Origin of the sequence: Myxococcus xanthus, from assembly GCF_013116825.1 — a bacterium.
GTDB lineage: Bacteria > Myxococcota > Myxococcia > Myxococcales > Myxococcaceae > Myxococcus > Myxococcus xanthus_B.
Genome location: NZ_JABFNS010000031.1, coordinates 35,133 through 59,010, shown reverse-complemented (window position 1 = coordinate 59,010; position 23,878 = coordinate 35,133). Strand labels below are relative to the sequence as shown.

21 protein-coding genes are annotated in these 23,878 nt (G+C 69.3%); 10 read left to right on the top strand and 11 right to left on the bottom strand.

All coding sequences use genetic code 11. The annotated features are described in order from the left end of the window. Positions 1-63: 63 nt before the first annotated feature. Both HNV26_RS11725 and HNV26_RS11720 read right to left on the bottom strand, forming a co-directional pair. On the bottom strand, positions 64-627 hold the full coding sequence (locus tag HNV26_RS11725; RefSeq protein ID WP_171442415.1) for an RNA polymerase sigma factor: 564 nt from the start codon (positions 625-627) through the stop codon (positions 64-66). Between the two features lie 105 nt (positions 628-732). Continuing rightward, the gene (locus HNV26_RS11720; protein ID WP_171442416.1) at positions 733-1,578 is read right to left on the bottom strand and encodes a DUF1963 domain-containing protein; all 846 of its coding nucleotides are present in this window, start codon (positions 1,576-1,578) and stop codon (positions 733-735) included. Between the two features lie 128 nt (positions 1,579-1,706). Here HNV26_RS11720 and HNV26_RS11715 point away from each other — a divergent pair, with 128 nt between their 5' ends. Both HNV26_RS11715 and HNV26_RS11710 read left to right on the top strand, forming a co-directional pair. Continuing rightward, positions 1,707-3,047, top strand: a complete 1,341-nt coding sequence (locus HNV26_RS11715) for an AHH domain-containing protein (RefSeq protein ID WP_171442417.1) — start codon at positions 1,707-1,709, stop codon at positions 3,045-3,047. Between the two features lie 12 nt (positions 3,048-3,059). Continuing rightward, positions 3,060-3,626: an imm11 family protein gene (locus HNV26_RS11710; protein ID WP_171442418.1), complete on the top strand. Its 567-nt coding sequence runs from the start codon at positions 3,060-3,062 to the stop codon at positions 3,624-3,626. Between the two features lie 9 nt (positions 3,627-3,635). On the opposite strand, the gene epsA is transcribed toward HNV26_RS11710, so the two are convergent. Both epsA and epsB read right to left on the bottom strand, forming a co-directional pair. Then, the gene (gene epsA / locus HNV26_RS11705) at positions 3,636-4,451 is read right to left on the bottom strand and encodes an exopolysaccharide biosynthesis glycosyltransferase EpsA (RefSeq protein WP_171442419.1); all 816 of its coding nucleotides are present in this window, start codon (positions 4,449-4,451) and stop codon (positions 3,636-3,638) included. Continuing rightward, positions 4,448-6,667 (bottom strand): GH44 family glycoside hydrolase EpsB, encoded by a 2,220-nt coding sequence (epsB, locus tag HNV26_RS11700; RefSeq protein ID WP_171442420.1) that lies wholly within the window; start codon positions 6,665-6,667, stop codon positions 4,448-4,450. The genes epsA and epsB overlap by 4 nt, the downstream gene beginning before the upstream one ends. 584 nt (positions 6,668-7,251) lie before the next feature. On the opposite strand from epsB, the gene HNV26_RS11695 reads away from it, so the two are divergent. The 3 genes from HNV26_RS11695 (at position 7,252) to HNV26_RS38950 (ending at position 8,964) form a co-directional block, all read left to right on the top strand. Next, the gene (locus HNV26_RS11695) at positions 7,252-8,178 is read left to right on the top strand and encodes an abortive infection family protein (protein WP_171442421.1); all 927 of its coding nucleotides are present in this window, start codon (positions 7,252-7,254) and stop codon (positions 8,176-8,178) included. Between the two features lie 25 nt (positions 8,179-8,203). Then, positions 8,204-8,734 carry a hypothetical protein gene (locus HNV26_RS11690; protein WP_171442422.1) on the top strand — a complete coding sequence of 177 codons (531 nt, stop codon included), beginning with the start codon at positions 8,204-8,206 and terminating at the stop codon, positions 8,732-8,734. A gap of 95 nt (positions 8,735-8,829) precedes the next feature. Further along, entirely contained in the window at positions 8,830-8,964 is a 135-nt protein-coding gene (locus HNV26_RS38950) for a hypothetical protein (RefSeq protein ID WP_301340296.1), read from the top strand. Positions 8,965-9,099: 135 nt separating this feature from the next. Here HNV26_RS38950 and HNV26_RS11685 read toward each other — a convergent pair whose 3' ends face one another. The 4 genes from HNV26_RS11685 to HNV26_RS11670 all read right to left on the bottom strand — a co-directional run bounded on the left by HNV26_RS11685 (position 9,100) and on the right by HNV26_RS11670 (position 12,131). Beyond that, entirely contained in the window at positions 9,100-9,588 is a 489-nt protein-coding gene (locus HNV26_RS11685) for a transposase (RefSeq protein WP_253816481.1), read from the bottom strand. A 447-nt stretch (positions 9,589-10,035) separates the two neighbouring features. Next, the gene (gene epsC, locus HNV26_RS11680) at positions 10,036-10,593 is read right to left on the bottom strand and encodes a serine O-acetyltransferase EpsC (RefSeq protein ID WP_020478618.1); all 558 of its coding nucleotides are present in this window, start codon (positions 10,591-10,593) and stop codon (positions 10,036-10,038) included. Between the two features lie 9 nt (positions 10,594-10,602). Then, positions 10,603-11,616, bottom strand: coding sequence for an exopolysaccharide biosynthesis glycosyltransferase EpsD (gene epsD, locus HNV26_RS11675; RefSeq protein ID WP_140870223.1), 1,014 nt, complete (start codon positions 11,614-11,616; stop codon positions 10,603-10,605). Continuing rightward, on the bottom strand, positions 11,613-12,131 hold the full coding sequence (locus HNV26_RS11670; protein ID WP_253816480.1) for a hypothetical protein: 519 nt from the start codon (positions 12,129-12,131) through the stop codon (positions 11,613-11,615). The genes epsD and HNV26_RS11670 overlap by 4 nt, the downstream gene beginning before the upstream one ends. A 262-nt stretch (positions 12,132-12,393) precedes the next feature. Here HNV26_RS11670 and epsE point away from each other — a divergent pair, with 262 nt between their 5' ends. The 3 genes from epsE to mgtE all read left to right on the top strand — a co-directional run bounded on the left by epsE (position 12,394) and on the right by mgtE (position 16,804). After that, positions 12,394-13,620 carry an exopolysaccharide biosynthesis GT4 family glycosyltransferase EpsE gene (gene epsE / locus HNV26_RS11665; RefSeq protein WP_366816850.1) on the top strand — a complete coding sequence of 409 codons (1,227 nt, stop codon included), beginning with the start codon at positions 12,394-12,396 and terminating at the stop codon, positions 13,618-13,620. A gap of 252 nt (positions 13,621-13,872) precedes the next feature. Then, the gene (epsF, locus tag HNV26_RS11660) at positions 13,873-15,438 is read left to right on the top strand and encodes a response regulator EpsF (protein WP_171442444.1); all 1,566 of its coding nucleotides are present in this window, start codon (positions 13,873-13,875) and stop codon (positions 15,436-15,438) included. 46 nt (positions 15,439-15,484) lie between these two features. Further along, on the top strand, positions 15,485-16,804 hold the full coding sequence (gene mgtE / locus HNV26_RS11655; RefSeq protein WP_171442425.1) for a magnesium transporter: 1,320 nt from the start codon (positions 15,485-15,487) through the stop codon (positions 16,802-16,804). Between the two features lie 9 nt (positions 16,805-16,813). Here the strand turns inward: mgtE and wzy are convergent, their stop codons facing one another. After that, the gene (wzy, locus tag HNV26_RS11650; protein ID WP_171442426.1) at positions 16,814-18,397 is read right to left on the bottom strand and encodes an exopolysaccharide repeat unit polymerase; all 1,584 of its coding nucleotides are present in this window, start codon (positions 18,395-18,397) and stop codon (positions 16,814-16,816) included. Between the two features lie 57 nt (positions 18,398-18,454). On the opposite strand from wzy, the gene epsH reads away from it, so the two are divergent. Continuing rightward, a complete protein-coding gene (gene epsH / locus HNV26_RS11645) occupies positions 18,455-19,762 on the top strand; it encodes an exopolysaccharide biosynthesis glycosyltransferase EpsH (RefSeq protein ID WP_171442427.1) in 1,308 nt (435 codons plus the stop codon). A gap of 9 nt (positions 19,763-19,771) precedes the next feature. On the opposite strand, the gene HNV26_RS11640 is transcribed toward epsH, so the two are convergent. Next, positions 19,772-21,127, bottom strand: coding sequence for a sigma-54-dependent transcriptional regulator (locus HNV26_RS11640; protein ID WP_171442428.1), 1,356 nt, complete (start codon positions 21,125-21,127; stop codon positions 19,772-19,774). Continuing rightward, positions 21,124-22,620, bottom strand: a complete 1,497-nt coding sequence (locus tag HNV26_RS11635; protein WP_366816849.1) for a sensor histidine kinase — start codon at positions 22,618-22,620, stop codon at positions 21,124-21,126. The genes HNV26_RS11640 and HNV26_RS11635 overlap by 4 nt, the downstream gene beginning before the upstream one ends. Positions 22,621-22,758: 138 nt before the next feature. Between HNV26_RS11635 and HNV26_RS11630 the strand changes: the two genes are divergently transcribed. After that, the gene (locus tag HNV26_RS11630) at positions 22,759-23,862 is read left to right on the top strand and encodes an efflux RND transporter periplasmic adaptor subunit (protein ID WP_171442430.1); all 1,104 of its coding nucleotides are present in this window, start codon (positions 22,759-22,761) and stop codon (positions 23,860-23,862) included. Positions 23,863-23,878: the final 16 nt, after the last annotated feature.

The window sequence follows — 23,878 nt, the reverse complement described above, 5'->3', positions numbered from 1 at the left end:
CTGGGGGCGCGATTCGCCCGGAGAAGTGACGGTCGACGAGGGGGAGGAGGGCGCAGGAGGGGCTCATCGGGCCTCCGGGGTGAGGAGGAACTTTTTGAGGAGTTGGCGGACGCGCAGCTCCTGGTAGGCGAGGGTGGTGCGGCGCATGCGCAGGGCGGCGGCGGCCTCGCGCTGACTGAGCTGGCGCACGAAGCGAGCCTCGAAGACGGGGGCCCACTTGGGCGGCAGGCCTTCCTGGCGGAAGCGCTCCAACAGGAGGCTGGCGTCGAGCCCGGGCTCGGGTGGTGTGGGCTCTTCGGAGGCGGAGGACTCCACGGCGAGCTGGGCCAGGGCGTCTGACTCACGCCGCTGACGGCGCACCCGGTCCACGGCGAGATTGTGGGAGAGGGTGTGCAGCCAGCCCGCCAGGGAGCCGCCCTGGAAGGAGCGGCGCGCGGCCTCGTCGGATACGAGCCGGAGGAAGACGTCGTGGACCACGGTCTCCGCGTCCATGGCCGGGAGGACGCGGACGGCGGCGCGGTACACCGTGTCGAAGTGGTCGCGGTAGCAGGCGTTGAGGACGCGGGCGTCTCCGGCGTGGAACCGGGCAAGCCACGGGCCTACCTCCGCCGAGGTGTCATCGCTCAAAGGGCCACGTCTGGAGGGGCCTACGGGGTCCACGAAATGCCCAACGTCCGGGGCGGGGAAAATGGACGAAACCATTTTCCGACGCGCGCTGTCCCATCTCTCATGTCAGGCGTTGGCCCATGTCACCACCGCGCGCTCCAGCCGGTTCGCGGCGAGGTCCTCGGGGTGAATCAGCACGTAGCCCTGGTTCGTGCCCCAGTGAAATCCCGAGGCGTTGTCGAAGTCGATGCGCAAGAGTTGCGCGTACGCACGAAGGGCCCTGTCACGCCCGGGAGGCGGCACGAAGGAGTAGGGCTCGTCGAGCCCCGCGCTTCGGTGACCGGACAGTCGGTGGAGGCCGGGGCGCTGCTCATCCTCCAGGTAGCCTGAAGGCGTCCACGCGTTCCATGCATCGTGGAGTTGCGTGACCCCAGCAGGTAGCGGCGCTTCCCACTCAGCACCTCTCGGGAGTGACCAGCCGGGGATGAACTGCATCCGCGTTTCCCAGCAGCCGACGCATCGCGGCGGCGAGACAGGGCGGGCGCGCGCTTCGGTGGGTTCTGGATACCAGCGCACACGGAACGAATTGGCGGTGCAGTCCGCTGCACGAAGATTGCGGTCGAGGGCGAAGAGGCCTCGACGCGGCAATGTGGCAGGTGCGTCACTCAGTTGAGCGAAGTTGAGCTGCCCGAGGAAGTGGAAGCCATCCCACGTCAGGTCCGCTTCTTCGACGTAGGGAATGCCGCCGAACTTGCTGTCGAGCGCGGAGAGCACGGGCTGCGCGGCCCTGTGGCCCAGCAGTCTGTGGAGGATGGAGGGCCGGAGGGGCGAGCGAGAGACGCGCTCCGAGCGGATGTACAGACACGAGGAGGGTGCCGTTTCGAGGAACCGCTCGATGTCGGACTCGAGTCCCGGTGCGTGGGAGCGGAGCATCCGCCGGAGGTCCTCGGGGAGTTCGAGTGGAGGTTTCATGGCATCGAGTCTCCCGTGGGGACGGCGCACGTGTTGTTGATGCCTGGGGGAGCTTGCCCGATTCGAGTCAGCCTCCGCCGCTAGTTTGACGGGGCGCCTCGAATGGACTCGAGGTCACGGGGGTGCCCATGCGGCTGCCTGGGATGGTCTTGCTGCTGCTCATCGGGCCCGCGTGCTCGACGGTGCGTATGGTGCGTCTGGACACGGGAGAGGCTCCGCCCATCGTGCACGCACCGCGTGATGCGGAAGGCGCCAGTTCCGTGGAGTTGGACGATGAGGCGTTCGAGGCCGCCGTGGTGTCATTGGCCCGGGATGTGAGGGCCTCCCTGCATCCACTGCGCGATGCGCGGCGACGCTTCGGTGTACCGGACAGGAGTGGGGTCTACGCGTACGAGCATCGAAGCCAGCGGCTGATTCCCGTGAAGGAGCGCGCGGACGGTCCGCGCCTGTTGATGGCCTATGCGGACGAGGCGCTGACGCGCGACTACGGCCAATGGTGTGTGCGGAAGCGGCAACCGGGTGACTGCCTTCGGCTGTTGGATGAAGGACCTCTGTTGGCAAGCGATGGGAAGTACACGCTGGCGATGGCCATCGCCATGGACTCAGTCTGGGACGAGACGGCTGAGGCTCTGCGCGACATGGCAGACCCACAAGCCGTGATGGCGACGGTGACGGCGGCCGTCAGCATGTACTTGCTGCTGTGGGCCTTGCCGGAGCCGGTGAGCAAGGGCGTTGCCGCCCTCGTGACGGCCACCGCGATTGCGTATCTCGGTGTGGACACGGTGTGGCGCTTGCTGGATGGGTGGATTGCGCTGGTGCGCCAGGTGGACCGGGCCACGACCTTCGCGCAGCTCAGCGAGGCGGGTGAGGCCTACGGCGAGGTGCTCGGGGAGAACGCCGCGCGCATCTTTGTCATGCTGGCCACGGCGGCCATCGGGAACACGGCGGGGCTGGCGGCGAAGGCGCCAAGGCTCCCAGGTTCCTCGCAGGCGGCGCTGACCGTCGAGGCGCAGGCGGGTTACCGGTACGCGGCGCTCGGGAGCGTGGAATCTGTGGCGATGACGGCTGATGGTTTCACCGTCGCGCTGGCGCCGCATGCCGTGGCGATGGCGGCCGGTAACTCTAGCGGTGCGAGCCGCATCCAGAAGCACCACATCGCCACGAACAAGAACGAGGTCTCCGCTGTGCGTGGTGGGCCGTGGACGCCGAGGTTCAAGGCCATCTTCAGACGGGCTGGGATGGAGCTGAAGGACCCCGAGAACATCGTCCCCATCCCAGCGCACCGCGGACCACATCCACGCGAGTACCATGAGCAGGTCCTCTTCACGCTCGAAGAGGCCACGAGCACCTGTCGTGGTGTCGTCCAATGCCGCGAGGCATTGACCCGGGCCCTGAACCGCCTGGCGCGTGAAGTCTCGACACCCGGCACGCGGCTCAACAGACTGGTGACTTCGGGCTCGCGGCGCTAGGAGCGTTCCATCATGCCGACGCGGTACTTCCAGCTCACGGATGACATGTATCTGCCCAGTCGCTGGGAGTTGGGAACCCTCGACGGACCGGATGGCGTCCCGGTGCAGCCGGCGCTGCTCAGGAGCGGAACACCTCTATCGCTGAAGGGCCGCTTGAAGGTTGCCATCGAGGAACCCGGCGGCCCGCTCGATTTCACTCATGCGCCGTACAGCATTCCCATCGTGCACGTCCGGGTAGCATCCCTGCTCACGGAGCAGAGCCCAGACGAGGTTCAGTTTCTGCCGGTCGACATTCCCTCGCAGCCCGACCAGTACCTCGTGCTGAACGCTCTTCGACTCATCCGGTGCATCGATGACGCCCGCTCCTCCGAGGTCCGCTACTGGGAACCGGAGGACGGTATGCCCGAGAAGCTCGGGACCTACTTCTCCATCGCGGGTCTGCGCATCGACCCCACGAAGGCCGGAGGTGCTCGGATGTTCCGGACCTGGGGTTGGCCGGGGGCCCTCATCGTCTCCGAGGACCTCAAGCGGGCCCTGGAACAGTCCGGCGCCACGGGGATGAAGTTCACCCCCGTGTGACGCGGGCGGCTACTCCGGCTTCTTCGTACCCGTCCGCTGCCAGAACTCGCGCAGCAGAATCGTGGCGAAGCGGGAGTCATTCAGGATGTACCGCCGCCACAGGCGCTTGGGTTCGTTCACCAGCCGGTACAGCCATTCGAAGCCCGCGCGCGAAATCCACACGGGCGCGCGCTTCGCCGTTCCGGCGATGAAGTCCAACCCCGCGCCAATGCCAATGGCCACCGTGGGGCCCAGCTTGGAGGTCACCTGCGAAATCCACACCTCCTGCTTCGGGCTGCCCAGCGCCACCAGGAGCAGGTGCGGATCCTTCTCGCGAATCTTCGCGACAATCGGGTCGTTCTGCGCGTCGCCGCCATCCACGCGCACCATGGGCGAATCCCAGCCCACCACCTCCACGCCGTACTGCTCGCTGACGATGCGGCCCACCTTCTCCGCCACGCCGGGGCCCGCGCCCAGCAGGAACACGCGCCACTTGCGCTCCGCCCCCAACTTCATCAGCGGGAGGATGAGGTCCGAGCCGGCGATGCGCTCGGGCAGCGGCACGTCCATGGCGCGCGAGGCCCAGACGATGGGCATCCCATCCACCACCGAAATCGTGGCGCGTGCGTACGCCTCGCGGAACTGCGCGTGGTCCTCGGCCAGCACCACGTGGTCCACGTTGGCGGTGAACACGTAGCCGCCCTGGCGCGAGTCCACCAGCCGGCCAATCTCCGTCACCGCCTCCTCGAAGGTGAGCTGGTCGATGGCGAGCTGGCCGATGTTCAGGCGCGCTCGGCCAGTGGTGAACGGGGTCTGCGGGGGTACAGGCGTCGCGGCGGAGCTCATGGCTTCTTCACCGTCAGGTCGAGCACGGTCATGGAATAGGGCGGCAGCCGCTGGGTCAGGGAACCCGCGGCCTTCGCACCGGGAGTCTGCTCGGTGAACCCCCCAGGTGCGCCCGAGTAGCCCAGCACGCGCACGCTGTCGAGTGTCCCGCAGCCCTTGAGTTGAATCTGCGCCTGGGCGGCCTGGTCCGGGTCGAAGTTGAGCACCACCGCCACCATCTTCCCGCCCGCCTCGTCGCGAGAGGCGAACACGCTGGTGCCCTCGGCGGCCTTCGCCGGCACCCACCAGTCCTGGAAGCGGCTGCCCTTGCCGTCGAAGTTCCGGAACGCGCGGAACGCCCAGAACACCGGTGAGCCCTCGGTGGGGTACTGCCAGAAGTAGGCGGAGTAGATGTTCTCCTGCGCGAAGCGGCCCAGCGTCTCGGCCTGGGCCAGTCCGCCGCTCATGTGCCGGAAGGCGCCGAAGTTGTACTCGCCAATGGAGATGCGCAGGCCCGGGTAGTTGTCGGCGATCCACTCCTTCATGCGCGGAATCAGCCGGATGGGCTCGCCAATCCAGGACTCGTCCTTGTACGTGGGGTCCCACAGCCCGCGGGTGGAGCGGATGCGGCGCGCGTTGGTGGCCGGGTCCGTGTTGCCCTCCAGGCCGACCCCGACGTTCGTCTGTGGATAGAAGTGCAGGTCCACGATGTCGAGCAGCCGCACGCCCGTCTTCTTCTCGTGCTCGCGCAGTTGCCGCAGGTACCAGGGCAGCAGCGGCATGTTGCCGTGCGCGCGCCGGTCGGAGTGCGGCATCTTCCCTGGCGCGAAGTCCGCCGCGGACCACAGGTAGTTCGTCCAGCCCCACTCGGCCGGGCCCGCGATGAGGCCCTCCGGGTCTTCCTTCCGCACCACCGAGCCGTAGGCAATCGTGCGCTCCAGCAGCCCGTCATACGACAGCGGCTCCGGGTGCACGTCGCGGTGCGTGGAGTTCCAGAGCATGGGCTCGTTGTCCAGGATGTACGTCTGGACGCTGCGCTGGCCCCGTTCCTGGTCCTTCTTCCGGATGGCGCGGATCCACTCGGCGACGAACTCTGGTGGGGCCTCGGTGCTGGTGAGCGTCGGCGCGCTGGGCTTCAGCGGCGTGCCATCCCGGGCGAGCCCGTTGCCCGAGCCGTTGTCCTCCTGCTGCTGCGGGCCGAAGCGCGACACGGGGAAGCCCACCGACTTCGCGTCCTTGGCTACCCAACCCAGGATGGGCACCGTCAGCGCGGACGTCATGCCGTGCTTGCGGTTGGACTCCAGGAAGTCGTCGTAGCTCAGGCCGATGTCGACGTTCTGGTAGAACCAGTCGTTCGCGGTGTTCCACGCGCCGCCCAGCTTCCAGTTGTAGCGGGACGTGGGGTTGCCGCCCCAGCGGCGCGTGGTGGCGCCCATCTCGTACTGGTGCTTGTCGCGCTTCTCCGTCAACCCGTCGAAGGCGATGCCGTAGATGAGCGGGCTGATGCGGTGGCTCGGCGCGGTGCAGTCGATGGTCATCGGCGCCTCGCGGCCACTGCCCTGGCCCGTGCGCCCGCCCCCCGCGGCCAGCGCGGCGGCCAGTTCGGGCGGCAGCGGCACCAGCGCCACCTTGTCGAACAGCACCCACTCACGGCCCACGCTCTTGGACGCGCGCAGCACCACGCGGTCGAACGGCTGGCCGCGCGGGTTGAGCTGCTCCATGGGGATGACAATCTCAGCCCACTCACCGTCCTTGTGGACCTGGAGCTCCGGGATGATGGGGACGCGTGGGAAGCTGGCGGCGCCCGGAGCGTCCAGGCGGACCTCCAGGAACTCGCCGAAGGACTCCGGCGCGCTGAGCCGGAACGACAGCGCGCCGAAGGTGCCCTCCAGCTTGGGCCGGTAGAGAATCCACCCGGCGTAGTTGAACAGGCGCATGCGCGCCGGCGCGCCCTTTGGGAGCTCGCGCTGCGCCCAGCCGAGGTCCTTCCAATCGGGGGACAGACCTCCGTCGTACAGCATCACCGGCGCGGTCTTCTCCGTGCCGGTCGCGGGCGCCGTGGTCGTGGTGCCGCTCGCGCCCGCTGCGTTGCTCGTGTCCGGCGCCGCTGTCGCCGCGTTGCTCGTTCCCGCAGTGCCCGGCGCTTCCGCGCCGACGGCCCACGCCACCGTCACGGTGCCACCCGCCAGCAGCGCACCCGACAGTACAGCGGCCCCTGCCTTCGTCCGCGAACGCATCACTCCATCCTCCATGGGCGCGTTGTCGCCACAATGCTAGAGAGCATAGGAAGGACAGGAGCGCTATTGGGGGTAGCAGGCGGGAGCAGAGGGGGAGGTGAGGGACGCTGACGGGTAGCCCATGGGCCGCACGCCGGGCCGGCGCAGAAGCCCTTTATCTCCAGCAGGCACACGCCTGCCCAGCCCAGCCTCCTTCCCAGGCGGGGCGAGGCAGGGGCCTGGCTCTGTGGGCTGGCTGTGGCGGCTTGAGCTTCAACACCACGCGGCCTGGGGAGGCCCGGGCGCCGGGGCCAGTCTCGCACCTGCCGTGGGCAGGCCCAGGTGCTCCAGAATCGCTCGCACCCTTCCCGCCTCCTTCACGTACGCCAGCACTCGCCGCCTGCCTCCACACCTCATGCAGGCGAACACGTCGACGTCGAACGTCCTGCTGAGCAACCCGGCGAAAGTCCACTCGCGGTGTCCTCTCCTTCATCCGCTACTTCCTGGCCGCTGCCTCAAGCCCCGCGCTCGCCTCCTGCGCACCTGCTTGAGGGACCAGGAATGGCCGCAGTTTGGCGCCTGGAGCAAGTGGTAGCGTTAGATCCATGCCTATTTACGACATCTTCTCGCGGCGAGAGAAACGCGCCAAGAAGGCCGGCGCGTCCGATGTGTACCAGTACGACACCCTTCCCAGAGAGTTTCGCGTCCAAGTCATTCACATGTGGGAGGATGCATTCGGAGAAAGTTACGGACCGAGAACGTCGGAAGCCGCCATCTACAAGCCGATGAATGAGATGCTTTGCCGTGAGTACGGACGATTCCGGCTGTCGAACACTCTCGCAGGCCAGTATAGCTACAAGGCAGCATGCGCTGAGTTTCTTCTCAATAGCGACACCGCAGAAGCGCTCGACATCATCGAGCTTTCATTCAGGTTTCTCTGGGTAGAGCTGACAAAAAACAACCTCCTCTATCAGCTTAAGCCTGAGACAGTTCAGGACCTCATCACGGAACTGAATGAACGATTCAGAGAGAGCTGCGCCGGCTATCAGTTCGAGTCGGGCATCATCGTTCGAATCGACTCGACGCACCTCCATGCAGAGGCCGTGAAACCGGCCCTGACCCTTCTCTTCGAGGAGAAATTCGAGGGCGCAGACGAGGAATTTCGAAATGGCTTCGAACATTATCGCCACGGCAGATACAAGGAAGCGCTCGTGGATGCCCTCAAGTCTTTCGAGAGTACGATGAAGACGATCTGCAAGCGCAAGGGGTGGGATTACCCATCGGGAGCACCTGCGAAACAGCTGATCAACGTCATCTTTGAGAAAGGGCTCATTCACCAGTCGCTGCAGACCCACTTCAGCGGGCTCCGACAGACGCTTGAGGCCGGAGTCCCCACGATACGCAACAAGCTCGGTGGCCACGGCCAGGGTGAGGAACCCGTGGAGGTTCCCGGATACCTTGCGTCGTACGCCCTGCACCTGACTGCCACCAACATTGTCATGCTGGTGGAGGCATTCAAGGCGTCGCGCTGACGCGCCGGAGCGCCGGGGTTCGACGATGACCGACAAGAAAGACCTGAAGAAGCTGGTCCGCGAGCGGAAGGCGGAAACCGGTGAGTCGAATACCACTGCTTTGCGGCATGAGAGGAATGGCGGCAATTTCCGCTCCCTCGTGGAAGCGACCATTCGTCTCGCTGCTGCAAGGAGAGAAGAGGAGCACCGCATGGCCCCCCCTACCGGGGGAATCATCAGCGGTAGCGAATTGGCGCGGCGTATGCGAGAGCGGATGGATAGACAAATCCCTCGCCCCGCCCATGACGCATTTGTCGAACACATAGCCAAACTCGACAGGTCGACTATCGTGTCGCTAGTGACGCTTCATTCCCTGGGACGGGAACACGAACCGACTGATGGAACCATTAAAGTACTGCTCGCCTCGCACCGCGCGCACATGTCTCGTGAAGAGTCTCGGGTCACCGGCATGAACAAGCTGATGGAGCGCACGAGCATAGACCGGGACCTCATGAATGGCCTGAACGCAGCGTCTCATTTGGGGTTCGACATCGAAGACTTGCCCTTTACGAAGTAGTGGTGGCCAGGACCGGCGGCGAAGGCGGCTCCTCCAAATGGCGGCCCGCATCCGAAGAGAGTGGATAACCTTCATCGGGTGCCTCGCGGAAGCACTTGGGCACAGAACTCCTGGACGCGGGCACGGAAGGCGTCGAACTGGACGGAGAGCCGGGCGGTCCCGGCGCGCAGCTAGGCAGCGCACTCCGCCGCGGCGGCCGTATCCAGCGCGCCTTCGCCCAACTCCTCTAGGGGCGTGTTGCCGTAAGGGGCAAGGATCCGGGTGAAAGGAGCCCTGCTATCCCCGAGCCACCTGCCCCCTCGGGCAGGCGGCTTGGCGGAAGGAATGTTCGTTCCACGTCTGCCCCTCCGTAGGGCCCCTTGCTGCTACGCGGCCAGCAAGATGCCGTGCAGTTTGCTCAGGTTGTGGGTGAGGCAGATGAGCGCCCACTCCCCGCGAGCCTTCGTCAGCCCGCGCAGCAGCAGTTGCCGGAAGCCTCGCGCCTGTTTGCTTTGGCCCAAGGGTGGCTCGGCCGCCACCTTTCGCCGGGCGTACACCTGGCGGCCCTTCTTCGTCCGAAGCCGCCGCGCCATCCATTCCTTGAGGCCCAAGTCTCGCGGCATCCGCCCTCGTACTGGCTCTGGCTCCTCACCGTGCTTGAGCCGGCCCGTGGCGATGTAGGCGTTGATGCCCATGCTCGCCGCTTTCGCCACGTTCTCTTCGGAGAAGTAGCCGGTGTCGGCTGTCACCGCTTCGGGCACTTGGCCGCAATTATCCACCACCTGCTGAGCATAGTGTTGCCGCGCACCTTTATTGATGGAGCGATGAACCGGCTGGTTGATGGCATCGCCTCCACGGTTCGCCAGTCGCGTCAAGGCCTTGGCCGCCTCCGGCGGTACCCTTAGGGCAGCCCTGACCCGACCGGAGAGCCGTAGGATGGGAGCAATCAGTTCCGCTTGTCGCGGAAACTGCTGTCGCGTCAAGGAATTGAGCCCCCTCACGAGCATGACTTCCAGTGGTCCGGCTCCGTGATGGCATTTCGGCGCCTCCGCTCGTCAGCCCCTCAACCAGTGCGCGCGAAAACAGGCGTCCATCCCTCGAATAGCGTGCGCGGCAACAATAGGAAGGACAGGAGCGCTATTGGGGGTAGCAGGCGGTAGCAGAGCGGGAGGTGAGGGACACTGACGGGTGCGACTTCGTCCGCGAACGCTTCACGCCATCCTCCACGGGCGCGTTGTCACCAGCGCGCCACTTCGTCCGCGAACGCATCACTTCATCCTCCAGGGGCGCGCCCGCCTCGCCGCGCCACAGCGCGCGCGACCCTAGAGCGCGACTTCGTCCGTGTCCTTGCGCGGGAAGATGCGGGCGGGAATCCCCACGGCCACGCTGTCCGGCGGTACGTCCTGGAGCACCACCGCGTTGGCGCCGATGCGCGAGCGCGCGCCGATGCGCACCGGCCCCAGGATGCGAGCCCCCGCGCCAATCCAGACGTCATCCTCGATGACGGGATAGCCGTTGTCCTTCGCGGTGCCCACGGTGTTGTTCCCGTAGAAGCGCACGCGGTCGCCAATGCGCGCGTCGCCGCCGATGACGACGCCCAGGCTGTGCACGAAGTACACGCCCTTGCCGAGCGTGACGTCCTTCCCAATCTCAATCCCCATCACCGCCGTCTGCGCCACGCGCAGCACGTGGTTGACCAGGGGGATGCGGTAGGCCAGCGCGGCCTCGCGGGCGCGGTTGAGCGCGGTGATGCGGTACGAATCACTGGTCAGCACCACCTTGGCGATGGACTTCGCGTCCGAGTTGCCATTGGCGGCCTTCGCCAGCTCCAGCGCATCCGTGACGAGCGAGCCAATCATCGATTCCCTGGCCTTCAGCATGGTGTGTGACTACTCCCCCCGGCCCTGCAGGTAGCGGGCGACCTCGCGGGCAATGCCCGTCCAGCCGCCGGCCTCGCCGCGCGCGCCGCGCAGATACTCCATCCCGTACACCACGGAGGTGCCGGCGAAGGCGGCCTTCTCCAGGCCCAGCTTGTCCGCGGCGTTGGCGGCGTGCATCACCGCGCGCGTCAGCACGCGTGACGCGTCCGGCGCCACCAGGGTGGCGGCCAGCAACGGGCGGGTCAGGGGGTTGGTCTGGAAGAGCAGCCGCCATGGGTTGACGTCACGCACGTCCGGGTGCTTCCGGGCCACCTGCGTGTCGAACATGCCGTAGCGGTGCGCGCGCTTCAGCCAGCGCTCGAAGGACACGTGGTCACTGCCGTGCAGCACGTACGCGTCACGCGCGAAGACGAAGGCGCAGCCGGCCTTCTCCAGCCGTACGCCCAGCTCCACGTCCTCCGACTGTCCCAATGACTTGTCGAAGCCGCCCACGCCCACGTAGTCCGCGCGGGGGAAGGACACGTTGCCGGTGAACAGGTGGACGCCGCGGGCGCGGGCGCCGGGCGTGGAGAGCTCATCCGCCATGCGGTTGTTGAGGTACGCGTACCATCGCTCGAACAACGGCATGTCGCCAATGGACGGGTCCGGCCGGATGCGGCCCAGCACCACGGTGCGCGAGCCCTCCGGGTGGTGCGCCAGGTGCCGCTCCAGGAAGTCCGGGGCCACCTGCATGTCGTCATCCGTGACGAGCACCACGTCACCCCGGGCGGCCATGACGCCCCGGTGCCGAGCGGCGGCGGCGCCCGCGTTCTGCTGCACCTCCACGCGCAGGGTGTAGGGCAGGGCCAGGGCCTGCAGCGGCTCGCGGGTGGGCTCCTTGGAGCCGTCGTCCACCACGACGACCTCGAACTGCTCGGGCGGCAGCGTCTGCCCGGCCAGTTGCCACAGCAGCCGGGTGATGAGGGGCAGCCGGTTGTACGTGGCGATGACGACGCTGAGCCGGGGCGCGGAGGTGGAGCTCATGCCTTCTTCTTCTGGGACGCCGCCCGGCGCTGCTTCTTCGTCAGCCGGGGAAAGGTGACGCTGCCGAGGAAGCGCTCGCGGCCCACGAACTCCAGGGTCTTGTTGGCGGCGCCGAAGTCCGTCTCGCCCAGGGTGACGCAGAGGAGGCATCCGTCGGCGGCCAGCGCCAGCGGCAGGCTGGCCGGACGGGTCATCAACGAGTCGATGACGGCGATGACACGCTCGCCCCGGGACACGCGCTCGCGCAGCTCCAGCACCTTCTGCGCGGCGGCCGTGGGCGACAGGCCGATGGCGTCTTCCAGGTGGATTTTCTGCGTGTAGGCGTAGGGCGCGCCCGCCTCCAGCACGGCCGTGGCGGCTTCCAGCGCCGGAGCGCCCGGGTGGGCCGGCACCACCGTGAGGAAGCCCCACGCGTGGCGCTCCAGGGCGAACCACAGCCGTTGCAACGCCGGGGACGGAATGGCGCTGTCGGTCGAGGTGGCGTCGGCGGGAGGTGCGCTGGAATCGGCTGCCATGGGGAGGGGCTCGGTATAGCGCAACGCGTGGCGCCGGCCCAACGGCCTCTCCGGGCAGTCCGGGGCGCGGCGGCCCGCCTGGCTGCCGCGGAACGCGCCGGTGACGCGCGACCCTCAGCGCCTCCCGGGCCGGGTGTTTCGCCCCGCGCTCTCCAGGCGGCCCGGTGGAGCTCGCGAAGCCGCCCCGCCGCGCGCGTGACGGGCTGGGTGCGCCCCTACCCACGCCGTGGCAGGGGCAGGCAGGCGTGTTATGCCATCCACCGTGCAGAAGATTGGCTATTTGATTCCCGAGTTCCCCGGACAGACGCACATCTTCTTCTGGCGCGAGCTGCAGGCGCTCCAGGGGAAGGGCGTGACGCCGGAGCTGGTGTCCACGCGTCCGCCTCCCGCGCGCATCATCTCGCACAGCTGGGCGCGCGAGGCCATGTCGCGCACGGAGTACCTGACGCCGCCGGGGCCGCTGGGAGTCGCCAAGGCCGCCGCGGAGGTGGCCCGCGCCATGCCCACGGGCTGGGCCCGGTGCCTGGCCTCCATCGCCCGAGCGGAAGGGCTGGACGCGAAGGGCCGCGCGCAGCTGTTGGCCTTCGCCGTCATGGGCGGCCGGCTGGCGTCGCTGGCGCGGGAGCGGGGCTGGACGCACGTCCACGTCCATTCGTGCGCCAACGCCGCGCACGTGGCGCTCTTCGCGAACCTCCTGTCGGGGCTGCCCTACAGCCTGACGCTGCACGGGCCGCTGGACGACTACGGCCCCAACCAGCGCGAGAAGTGGCGGCACGCGCGGTTCGCCTTCGTGATTACGAAGAAGCTGCTCAAGGAAGTGAATGACGAGCTGGCCGGCGCGCTGCCGTCGCGCATCGAGCTGGCGCCCATGGGCGTGGAGCTGCGCAAGTTCAACCGCTCCGTGCCCTACTCGGCGTGGACGGGTGAAGGCCCGCTGCGCATCTTCTCCTGCGGCCGCCTCAACCCCTGCAAGGGGCACGCGGACCTCATCGACGCGGTGGGGATGTTGCGCGCGAAGGGGCTGGACGCGCGGCTGTCCATCGCGGGCGAGGACGAGGCCGGCGGCACCACGTACCGCAAGGTGCTGGAGGCCAAAATCCAGGAGACGGGCCTGGGCGATGCGGTGACGTTGCTGGGCGCGGTGAGCGAGGACACGGTGCGCGGTGAAATCGAGCGTGCGCACATCTTCTCGCTGGCCAGCCTCCAGGAGCCGCTGGGCGTGGCCATCATGGAGGCCATGGCCATGCGCGTACCCGTGGTGGTGACGGGCGCGGGTGGGGTGCCGGAGTTGGTGGACGACGGTGTGGACGGAATCCTCGTGCCCCCGCAGCAGCCCCGCACCCTGGCGGACAAGCTGGAGGCCGTGGCGCGCGACGCCCAGGAGGCCCACCGGCTGGGTGAGGCGGGCCGCCGCAAGGTGGAGACGACGTTCAGCAGCGAGCGCAGCGCGGACATGCTCGCGCAGATGCTCCAGCGGGCGGTGGTGTAGCGCGGGCCACACGGTAGGCAGTCCCGCCGCGCTGGAAGGTGTTGCCCGGCCGTCACTGGCCCGGTGCGGGCCCTCCGCGGACTGGTGGGGGGGCCTGGAGCGGCACCATGATGGGGCCATCCTGACCGGGGGGCGCTGGGTTCGCCCGCCTGGCGGAGACCCACGGGCACGGCGGGTTGGACCCGTTGCCACATCCCCCCACGGCGCATGACCGCCTGGGGGCAGGCACGAAGGGAGGCATCGCGGGTGAAAATGCCCCAGCAACCCACGTTCCATGCGCTCACCCGGCTGGAGCCGCTCGCCACGAGTGTCCTGCTGGTGGACGACAACGCGGCCAACCTGCTCGCGCTGGAGGCCGTCCTGGAGCCGCTGGGGCAACGGTTGGTGAGGGCGTCTTCAGGCCCCGAGGCCCTGCGGTGGCTGCTTCGGGAGGAGTTCGCCGTCATCCTGCTGGACGTGCAGATGCCTGGCGTGGACGGCTTCGAGACGGCCCGCCTCATCCGCCAGCGCCAGCGCACCCGCTACACGCCCATCATCTTCCTCACCGCGCACGGCCGCGACGAAGCCCACCTGGTGCACGGCTACGCGGTGGGCGCGGCGGACTACGTGGTGAAGCCCTTCCATCCGGACGTGCTGCGCTGGAAGGTGGAGGCCTTCGTCGGGCTGTACCTCCAGCAGAAGCGGCTCCAGCGGCACGAGTCCGCGCTGTGGGCGCGCGAGCGCCGGCTGCTGGAGCAGCAGGGCGAGCTGCGCTTCCGCCGGCTGGTGGACACCATGCCCCAGTTCGTCTGGGAGCTGCTGCTGGACGGCACCATCGGCTACGCCAATCGGGGCTGGCTGGACTACGCGGGGCTGTCGCCGGAGCAGGGGCGGAAGTGGAAGGACACGCTGTCCTGCCTGCACCCGGAGGACGTTCCCAGCCTTCGGGACGCCTGGCAGGAAGCCCAGCGCGAGGGCCAACCGCTGGAGCAGGAGTGCCGGCTGCGGCGGGCGGATGGCGAGTATCGCTGGTTCCTGACGCGCACGATTCCAGAGCGCGACGAGCAGGGGCAGCTCGCCGGCTGGGTCTCCACGGCGACGGACATCGACGACGCGCGCCGGGCGGTGGAGACGCTGCGGGCGGCCAGTGAGGCGAAGGACATGTTCCTCACCATGGCGGCGCACGAGCTGCGCACGCCGCTGCAGGCCGCGCGGGGGTATGCGCACCTGGCCTCGGTGAAGGCGGGCGACACGCTGGCGCCGGGCGTGGACAAGGCGCTGCACGGCATCCACCGCAGCGTGAATCGCATGGCGAAGCTGGTGGAGAACCTGCTCGACGTGGGGCGCATCCAGCGGGGCGAGCTGCACGTGGAGCCGAAGGCGCTGGACGTGGGCGCGCTGCTGCGCGACGTGGCCGAGCACTTCGAGCCGCTGCCTGAAGGCCAGCACATCGAGCTGGACGCGCCCGAGGGGTTGGTGGTGCCGGGAGACCGCGAGCGGCTGGACCAGGTGTTCACCAACCTGGTGTCGAACGCGCTGCGCTACTCACCGGAGGGCGGGCGCATCCGGCTCGCCGCCCGCGAGGAGGCGGGGCGCGTGCACGTGGAGGTGGTGGACCACGGGCTGGGCATCCCCGGCGAGAAGCTGGAGGACATCTTCGAGCGCTTCGGCCGCGCGCACGGGGTTTCCTACGGCGGGCTGGGCCTGGGGCTATCGATTGCGCGGGGCATCGTCGAGCGTCACGGCGGGCGCATCTGGGCGGAGTCTCCCGGCAGCCAGGGCATGGGCAGCACCTTCCACGTCGTGCTGCCGGTGGCGCCGGGCAAGCCCGCGCCGTGACGCCGCCGGGCCGCCTGCCTGGGTTGGGGGAAGAGGGGGGAGGCGGATGGAGCCCGAGGCCGAGCTGGTCCACGAAGACGAGCTGCGTGACGCGTGGCCGGCGCTGTCGGCGCGAGAGCGGGTGGAGGGCTTCCACCTGCTGCCGCCCGAGCGCGCGCGGGACTTCTTCGCCACCCTGGAGCCTCCCTCGCAACTGGGGTTGCTCGAGGCGCTCTCGCCCGGGGAGCGGGGCACGTGGCTGCGGGTGCTGGCGCCGGACGACGCGGCGGACGTCGTGCGGCGGCTGCCTCCCGAGGAGCGGGAGGTCTGGCTGGCCCTGCTCGACGCGCCGTCCCTGCGCGAGGTGCGGGCGCTGCTGGCGTATGGCGAGGACGCCGCCGGTGGGCTGATGAACCCGCGCTTCGTCCGCGTGCGGCCGGAGCTGCGCATCGATGAGGCCCTCAGCTACCTGCGCCGGCAGGCCCGCGAGCAGGTGGAGACCGTCTACTACGCCTATGTGCTGGACGCGGCACAGCGCCTGGAGGGCGTGGTCTCCCTGCGCCAGCTCTTCCAGGCCACGCCGGACAAGGCGGTGCGGGAGGTGATGCGCACGGACCTGATTCGCGTGCGGGAGGACACGGACCAGGAGGAGGTGGGGCGCCTCTTCGCCCGGTACGGCCTGGCGGCCATCCCCGTGGTGGACGACCAGGGGCGGATGAAGGGCATCGTCACCCTGGATGACATCGTCAGCGTGGTGCAGGCGGAGGCCACCGAGGACATCCAGAAGGTGGGTGGCACGGAGGCGCTGGGGGCGCCGTACCTGGAGGTGGGCCTGCCCGCCATGCTGAAGAAGCGCGCGGGCTGGCTGCTGGTGCTCTTCCTGTCGGAGATGCTCACCGCCACCGCCATGACGCGCTACCAGGATGAGATTGCCCGCGCGGTGGTGCTCAGCCTCTTCGTACCGCTCATCATCTCCGCGGGAGGCAACGCCGGCAGTCAGGCCTCCACGCTGGTCATCCGCGCGTTGGCGCTGGCGCAGGTGCGCCTGCGGGACGTGGTCCGCGTGCTGCGGCGGGAGCTGCTGTCCGGCCTGACGCTGGGGCTGGTCTTGGGCTCGGTGGGCGTGGCGCGCATCCTGCTCTGGCAGGTGCTGTTCCACCTCTACGGCGAGCACGCCTTCCGGGTGGCCCTCACGGTGGGGCTGGCGGTGCTGGGCGTGGTGACGTGGGGGACGCTGGCGGGTTCGATGCTGCCGTTCCTGCTGCGGCGGCTCGGCTTCGACCCCGCGAGCGCGTCCGCGCCCTTCGTGGCCACGCTGGTGGACGTCAGCGGGCTGGTCATCTACTTCACCACGGCGGAGCTCATCCTCCGGGGCACCCTGCTGTAGCCGCCGCGCTCAGCGCTGGCTCGCGGCGGGAGGCGGGGCCTCCTCGTTGGGGTAGGTGATGGCGCCGGGCGGTGGCACGGGCGCGGCGGGCGCGGGGCCCAGCAGCCGGCTGTGGGGCATGGGCCACGCGCCGGTGTGCACGGCGAGCTTCCCCGTCATGGCCACGGCCAGCGATATCTGGAACGTGCAGATGTACGAGATGATGCCCATGTCCCCGAACACCTGGTTGATGTACGTGGCCACCAGTCCCACGATGATGAGCGCGGCGGCGCGGTACTCCGAGACGTTGGTGCGGTGATACGAGCGCACCACCAGGTAGATGGTGACGGCCAGGTACATCCACACGCCCGTGTAGCCCAGCATCCCCCCGAACGCGAACAGCCCCAGCAGGGAGTTGTGCGGGTGGAAGCGGTACTGGGGGAAGACGAAGGCGATGTCCGGCAGCGGGATGGGCTCCAGGAACTCGTGCCCGTAGCCGGTGCCCAGGATGGGGAACTGGGCCCACGTGGCAATCATGTCCAGGTTCTCGATGTCGCGGTAGTCCAGGTTGCCTTCGCCGCCCTGGCCGTCAATCAGCGAGCGGATGGTCTGCACCGGCGCGAAGACGGACGAGCCGGAGTTCCACCCCGCGGCGATGTACACGATGATGAACGGCGCGAAGAACGGCAGCGTCCGCACCAGGAACCGCTTCAGCGGCGTCCACGGGTTGATGAGGAAGGCCGCCAGCAGGCAGCCGGCGAAGCTGACATAGGCCAGGCGCCGGTCGTTGAAAATCATCCCAATGCCAATGAAGGCGATGATGGCCAGGCCGCGCAGCATGTGCGCGGACTTGGGCTTCTCGACGAAGCGCAGCGTCGCCACCAGCAGGGCGAAGACGAACGTCATCGAGTCGGAGTGGGACGTGGTGTACTCCACCTCCACGCCCAGCTCGTGCACCACCACCATGGCGAAGTAGGTGCTCACCGCGGACTTGGTGAGGCCCGCCAGGATGATGGTCTTCGCGAAGGCGGGCCAGTCCTCCGGGCCCCGCATGGCGTAGTGATACATCGCCACGATGAAGGGCATCATCGCGGCCTGGTGCCATTGCCACAGCGAGTTCTTGAAGTCCCCGCCCCGGGCGATGCCGCGCACCTCCATCCAGAGGATGGCGACCAGGGACAGCGCCACCACGGCGATGAGCGGCCGGGGCATGGGCAGCGGCTCCGGGTCGATGGTGGACTTCGTCACCCGCCGGTACATCGCCAGCCCCATCAACCCGAGGATGAGCACGTCCACCAGCGGGAAGCGCAGCGCCCCGATCTTGGTGATGTAGCTGAGCTGCGCGAACATCAGCTCGCCCAGCGGGTGGAGCGGCGAGGGCCACAGGCCGGACTGGGGCCGCTCTGGCACGTAGTCCACCGCCAGGACGAGCCAGGTCACCACCAGCACCGGGTACTTCACCGGCACCTTCAGGATGACCCACACCACCCCCAGGCACAGCACTGGGGCCAACGCGACCACGGGGTGGATGACGGCGCCGCCCACGGTGGCCAGCACCAGGAAAGCAAGCAGTGCGCCGTAGCGCAGGTAGGGCGGCCGGTCGGGTGCGTACATCGAGACCCGGAGGAGGCTACATCCGGAGAGCGGGTTGGGATAGATGGAGTGGCACGTATGCCTGCTCCCCGCCCACGCGTCCTTCTGATTGCCGAGCTGTGCAACCCCGACTGGGTGAGTGTCCCGCTCGAAGGCTGGTCGCTCTACCGCGCGCTGGCCGACGTGGCGGACGTGCACCTGGTCACCCACGTCCGCAACCGGGAGAACATCCTCAAGCAGGGCGTGCAGGAGGGCTCGCAGTTCACCGCGCTGGACTCCACGCCGGTGGAGAAGCCGCTCGACAAGGTGGGCGAGGTGCTGCGGGGAAAGACGGGGGTGGGCTGGACGACGGCCACCGCGCTGAGCGCGCTGCCCTACTACTACTTCGAGGAGGTGCTCTGGCGCCGCTTCGGCCCGCGCATCGAGGCGGGTGAGTTCGACCTGGTGCACCGCTATACGCCCATCAGCCCCACCACGCCCAGCACGCTGGCGGCGCGGTGCAAGAAGGCGGGCGTGCCCTTCGTCATGGGGCCGCTCAACGGCGGCCTGCCCTGGCCCAAGGGCTTTGGCGGCGCGCGGCGGCGGGAGAAGGAGTGGCTGAGCTACATCCGTGACGTCTACAAGCTGATGCCCTTCTACAAGTCCACGCGGGAGAACGCGTCCGCCATCATCACCGGCTCGCGCGCCACGCGGGGGCAGGTGTCGGGGCAGTGGCAGGGCAAGACGGTGTACGTGCCGGAGAACGCCATCGACACCCGGCGCTTCGGCACGGAGAAGTCGGAGGGCCCGGTGGAGCTGCCCCTGCGCGTGGCCTTCGTGGGCCGCTTCGTGCCGTACAAGGGCATGGCCATGCTGATGGAGGCCGCCGCGCCGCTCATCCGCGAGGGCAAGGTGGTGCTGGAGTACATCGGTGACGGCCAGGAGATGGCCAACCTCCGGGCGCAGGCGGCGCGCGAGGGCATCGAGTCCGGCGTCACCTTCGCCGGCTGGGTGAAGCACCAGGAGCTCCAGGGCCGGCTGGCGAAGAACCACATCTTCGGCTTCCCCAGCGTGCGCGAGTTCGGCGGCGCGGTGGTGTGCGAGGCCATGGCGCTGGGGTTGGTGCCCATCGTCATGGACTACGGCGGCCCGGGGGAAATCGTGAGCCCGGCCACCGGCTTCGCCATCCAGATGGGGACGCCGGAGGAAATCGTCCTGCGCGTGCGCGAGGTGCTGACGAAGCTGGCCGCGGACCCGTCCGTCATCCGCCCCATGGGCGAGCGCGCCCGGGAGCGCATCTTCAAGCACTTCACCTGGAAGGCGAAGGCGGAGCAGGTGCTGGAGGTGTACCGCTGGGTGAAGGGCGAGCGCGGCCAGCCGGACTGGGGCATGCCGCTGGCGGACTGAGGCGCGGCCTCACTCGTCCAGGTCCAGCTTGCGGTACAGCGTGCGCCGGTTGATGCCCAGGATGCGCGCGGCGGCGGCCTTGTTGCCTCCCTGAGCCTCCACCACCCGGCGCACATAGGCGCGCTCCACCTCTTCCAGGGGCGCGTCCTCGCCCGAGGCACGGCTGAGCAGCGACGTCAGGCCGTCGCCGCCGCCGCCCGGCAGGTCGAAGTCCTCCGGCACCAGCGTGTCGTGGTCCGCCAGGGCCACCGCGCGCTCCAGCAGGTTGGCCAGCTCGCGCACGTTGCCGGGCCACGCGTGGGCCATCAGCCGCTTCAGCGCGGTGGCGGACACGCCCAGCACCTCGCGCTGCTGCTGCTCGCCCAGGCGCCCCAGGAAGAAGTCCACCAGGGGCAGGATGTCCTCGCGCCGCTCGCGCAGCGGGGGCACCTCGATGCGGATGACGTTGAGGCGGTAGTAGAGGTCCGCGCGGAAGCGGCCTTCGCGCAGCAGCACCTCCAGCGGCTGGTTGGTGGCGGCCAGCACGCGGGCGCGCACGGGGGTCTCCGTGCTCGAGCCCAGGGGGCGCACGCGCCCCGTCTCCAGGGCCTGGAGCAGCTTGGCCTGCACCTCCAGCGACAGCTCGCCCACTTCGTCCAGGAAGAGCGTCCCGCCGCCGGCCGACACGAAGACGCCGGCCCGGTCCTCGCGCGCGTCGGTGTAGGCGCCGCGCCTGGCGCCGAACAGCTCGCTCTCCGCCAGCCCCGAGGGCAGGGCCGCGCAGTTGAGCTGGAGGAAGGGCTGGGTGCGCCGGCTGCTGGCGTCGTGGATGAAGCGCGCCAGGGCGCTCTTGCCGGTGCCCGTCTCGCCGGTGAGCAGCACGGTGGCGTCGCTGCGCGCCGCGCGGCGGGACACCTCCAGCGCCTTCTGCATGGCGGGGCTGCGAGCCACCAGCCCGCCGGGCGTGTCGCCGGGGACGGCCGCGCGCAGGCGCACGATTTCGCGGCGCAGTTGCCGCTCCCGGAAGGCGCGCTCCAGCGTGAGGACGAGCGCGTCGATGTTGAAGGGCTTGGTGACGAAGTCGCAGGCGCCGGCCTTCACCGCCGCCACCGCCAGCTCCACGCTGCCGAAGGCGGTGATGAGCACCACCAGCTGGCCCGGCTTGCGCGTCAGCAGCGCCTCCAGCACCTCCGTGCCGCGCAGGCGGGGCATCTCCACGTCGGTGATGACCAGGTCGAAGGACTCGCGCTCGAAGAGGGCCAGCGCCTCCTCGGGCGAGGTGCGTCCCACCGCCTCATAGCCCCGCGCGTCCAGGGATTCGCAGAGGAAGTCCACCACCCCCGCGTCATCATCCAGGATGAGCAGGCGCCTTCTGGGAGTGCTCATGCCGCCCCCGTTACTTCTTCCTTCTCGGAAGGAATGTGCACGACGAAGTGCGTGCCCTGGCCCGGGCGTGACGTCACCGACACGGCGCCGCCGTGCTCGTCGATGATGGCCTTCACCACCGGCAGGCCCAGGCCCGTTCCGGCGTGGGCGCTCCAGGTGGTGAAGAAGGGCTCGAAGACGCGCTCCAGCGCCGCGTCATCCATGCCCACCCCGGTGTCCTCCACGGACAGGCGCACGCCGTGGCGCTCGCGCAGGCCAGGGGCGGGGTGGAAGGTGGACGGCGCCAGCGTCACCCGCACCTCGCCGCCTCGGGGCGTGGCGCGCAGCGCGTTGGTGAGCAGGTTGAGCGTCACCTGCTGCAAGCCGTCTCCGTCCGCCAGCACGCGGGGGAGCGGCTCCTCGGAATGGAACGTCAGCCGGACGTCGCGCCCGCGCGCGTCGAACTCCAGCAGCTCCACCACCGCGCGCACGGAGGCGAGCGCGTCCAGGAACTCCAGCTTCGACGGCTTGCGGCGGGCCAGGTCCAGGAGCTGGCGGACGATGCGCTCGATGCGCTCCGACTGCTCCACCAGGATGCGCGCGTTGCGCCGCACGTCGTCGGGCAGCTCGGCGCGCGCGGCCAGCGCCTGGGCCCGTCCGTTGAGGATGAGCAGGGGAGAGCCGATTTCGTGTGCCAGCCCCGCGGAGAGCTGTCCCACGGCGGCCAGCTTGTCCACGCGCCGCAGGCCCGCCTCCAGGGCCAACCGTGACTCGGCCTCGGCCGACAGCCGCTGCCGCGCCTCGCCCAGCTCCTTCACCATGCCGTTGAAGGCGTGGACGACCTCGCCCACCTCGTCGTCACTGCCGGGCGTCACGGTGGCCGTGAAGTCGCCGCCGCGCACCGCGCGCATCGCGCCCACCACGCGCTCCAGGGGGCGCTGGAGGTAGAGCATCAGCAGCAGCCAGCCCACCAGGGAGATGCCGGTGATGAGCGTCAGCACCGACAGCACGGTGGAGCGGCTGGTGGACTCCAGGTCCTGCCGCAGCCCGTCCAGCGGCTTCAACACGGCGAGCGCCCCCACCACGACGGTGCTGTCGTCGCTGTGCAGGGGCAGGACGATGAGCAGGTGCGACAGCTTCTCGGGGCCCGTGAAGCGGGTGAGGGAGTGGTGCGTCTTCAGAACCTGCCGGGAGGCATCCTCCACCAGGTGCAGCGTCTGCGAGCTGCCTGGGGAGCGCACCAGGGGCACGGCCTGGGCGTCGAAGACGAAGACGTCCACGGTCGGGTCCCGGTGGTCCAACGACTCGAGGATTTCGTTCACGTCCGCCGCCTGCCCGTCCCGCAGCGCGTTCTCCATGGCCACCTGGAGCGCCGTGGCCAGCAGCCGCGCCGCCTGCTCGGTGGCCGTCCGCAGGTCGTGCTCCTCCTTCTGGAGTTGGCTGTAGCCGTAGGAGCCCAGGATGATGGCGCTCGTCAGCGTCAGGCCCAGGCCCAGCTTCGTGGAGATGCGCACGCCGGGCACTGTGGCGAAAGTGCACAGGTGGTTCAATAAGCACCAGTAGTGCCTGCTCGCTGAGCGTCGCCGTCCTCAATGATTCTCGTGGGTTGAACGTCTGACGCGGTGGACCGGGACTTGCCCAGGGGCTGGGGCATGAACAGGACCCTGCTCCTTGGCCTCTGGGCCTTCTCCGCCGCCTGCTCGGGCGCGGGCACCTCCTCCGCTTCCGCCGAGCGCGCCGCGCCCGCCCCCCTGAAGGAAGGCGTGGTGCAGCTCGCCGAGGCCTCCCGGGCCTTCATCACCGTCACCCCGGTGAAGGCGGACGCCAGCAGCGCGGCGCTCCAGGCCCCCGCGCGTGTGGCCTTCCGGGATGGGGCGCTGTCGCGACTGGTGGCGCCCCTGGCGGGCCGGGTGGTGAGCGTCCACGTGCGCACGGGCGACACGGTGAAGCCGGGCGACGCGCTGGTGACGCTGGACTGCCCGGAGGCCGCGGCGATGCGCACGGCGGTGGCCACCGCGACGGCGGCGCTGCGCGAGGCCCAGTCCGCCTTCGAGCGCGAGACGCGCATGTTCGAGCAGGGCGTCACGACGGAGCGTGAGCGCCTGTCCGCGGAGACGCGGCTGGCGGAGGCGCGTGCGGAGCTGGCGCGGGCGCAGGCGTCCGTGGGCTTCGTGGGCACCGGCAGCGGCACCACCGTGGTGCTGCGCGCGCCGATGGCGGGCACGGTGCTGAGCCGGAGCGCGGCGGAGGGCATCGCCGTGCAGCCGGGCGGAGACGTGCTGGTGGAGGTGGGGGACCCTTCGGCGCTGTGGGTGATGGCGGACGTGTTCGAGCGCGACCTGCCGCTGGTGCGTGAGGGCGCGCGGGTGCGGGTGACGATGCCGTCGGTGCACGCGCCGCTGGAGGGGAAGGTGGACTCGGTAGGCGCGGTGGTGGCGAGCGGCTCGCGGACGGCGCCGGTGCGCATCACCCTGGACACGCAGGAGCAGGGACTGCGGCCCGGCATGTTCGGGCGCGTGCGCATCGACTCGCCGGACGCCAGCCTGACGCTGCCGGTGGAGGCGGTGCTGCTGCGCAACGGCAAGGACTCCGTGGTGTACGTGCAGCAGGACGCGGGCACCTTCGAGCGGCGGCCCGTCGTCGTGGCGCAGCCGGTGGAGGGACGGGTGCAGGTCATCGCGGGCCTGTCACCGGGGGACCCGGTCGTCACCCGGGGCGCGCTGTTGCTGGATGGCGCGGCAGACCAGCTCCTCTAGGCGCGGCGAGGACACC

Excerpts from the sequence above, each read along its gene's own strand:
- HNV26_RS11690 (WP_171442422.1), top strand. The coding sequence starts at position 8,204 with ATGACCGACAAGAAAGACCTGAAGAAGCTGGTCCGCGAGCGGAAGGCG.
- HNV26_RS11720 (WP_171442416.1), bottom strand. The coding sequence starts at position 1,578 with ATGAAACCTCCACTCGAACTCCCCGAGGACCTCCGGCGGATGCTCCGC.
- epsH (WP_171442427.1), top strand. The coding sequence starts at position 18,455 with ATGCCTGCTCCCCGCCCACGCGTCCTTCTGATTGCCGAGCTGTGCAAC.
- epsA (WP_171442419.1), bottom strand. The coding sequence starts at position 4,451 with ATGAGCTCCGCCGCGACGCCTGTACCCCCGCAGACCCCGTTCACCACT.
- HNV26_RS11670 (WP_253816480.1), bottom strand. The coding sequence starts at position 12,131 with ATGGCAGCCGATTCCAGCGCACCTCCCGCCGACGCCACCTCGACCGAC.
- mgtE (WP_171442425.1), top strand. The coding sequence starts at position 15,485 with ATGGAGCCCGAGGCCGAGCTGGTCCACGAAGACGAGCTGCGTGACGCG.
- HNV26_RS11640 (WP_171442428.1), bottom strand. The coding sequence starts at position 21,127 with ATGAGCACTCCCAGAAGGCGCCTGCTCATCCTGGATGATGACGCGGGG.
- HNV26_RS11630 (WP_171442430.1), top strand. The coding sequence starts at position 22,759 with ATGAACAGGACCCTGCTCCTTGGCCTCTGGGCCTTCTCCGCCGCCTGC.
- epsF (WP_171442444.1), top strand. The coding sequence starts at position 13,873 with ATGCCCCAGCAACCCACGTTCCATGCGCTCACCCGGCTGGAGCCGCTC.
- epsB (WP_171442420.1), bottom strand. The coding sequence starts at position 6,667 with ATGCGTTCGCGGACGAAGGCAGGGGCCGCTGTACTGTCGGGTGCGCTG.
- HNV26_RS11710 (WP_171442418.1), top strand. The coding sequence starts at position 3,060 with ATGCCGACGCGGTACTTCCAGCTCACGGATGACATGTATCTGCCCAGT.
- wzy (WP_171442426.1), bottom strand. The coding sequence starts at position 18,397 with ATGTACGCACCCGACCGGCCGCCCTACCTGCGCTACGGCGCACTGCTT.
- epsD (WP_140870223.1), bottom strand. The coding sequence starts at position 11,616 with ATGAGCTCCACCTCCGCGCCCCGGCTCAGCGTCGTCATCGCCACGTAC.
- HNV26_RS11695 (WP_171442421.1), top strand. The coding sequence starts at position 7,252 with ATGCCTATTTACGACATCTTCTCGCGGCGAGAGAAACGCGCCAAGAAG.
- epsC (WP_020478618.1), bottom strand. The coding sequence starts at position 10,593 with ATGCTGAAGGCCAGGGAATCGATGATTGGCTCGCTCGTCACGGATGCG.
- HNV26_RS11715 (WP_171442417.1), top strand. The coding sequence starts at position 1,707 with ATGCGGCTGCCTGGGATGGTCTTGCTGCTGCTCATCGGGCCCGCGTGC.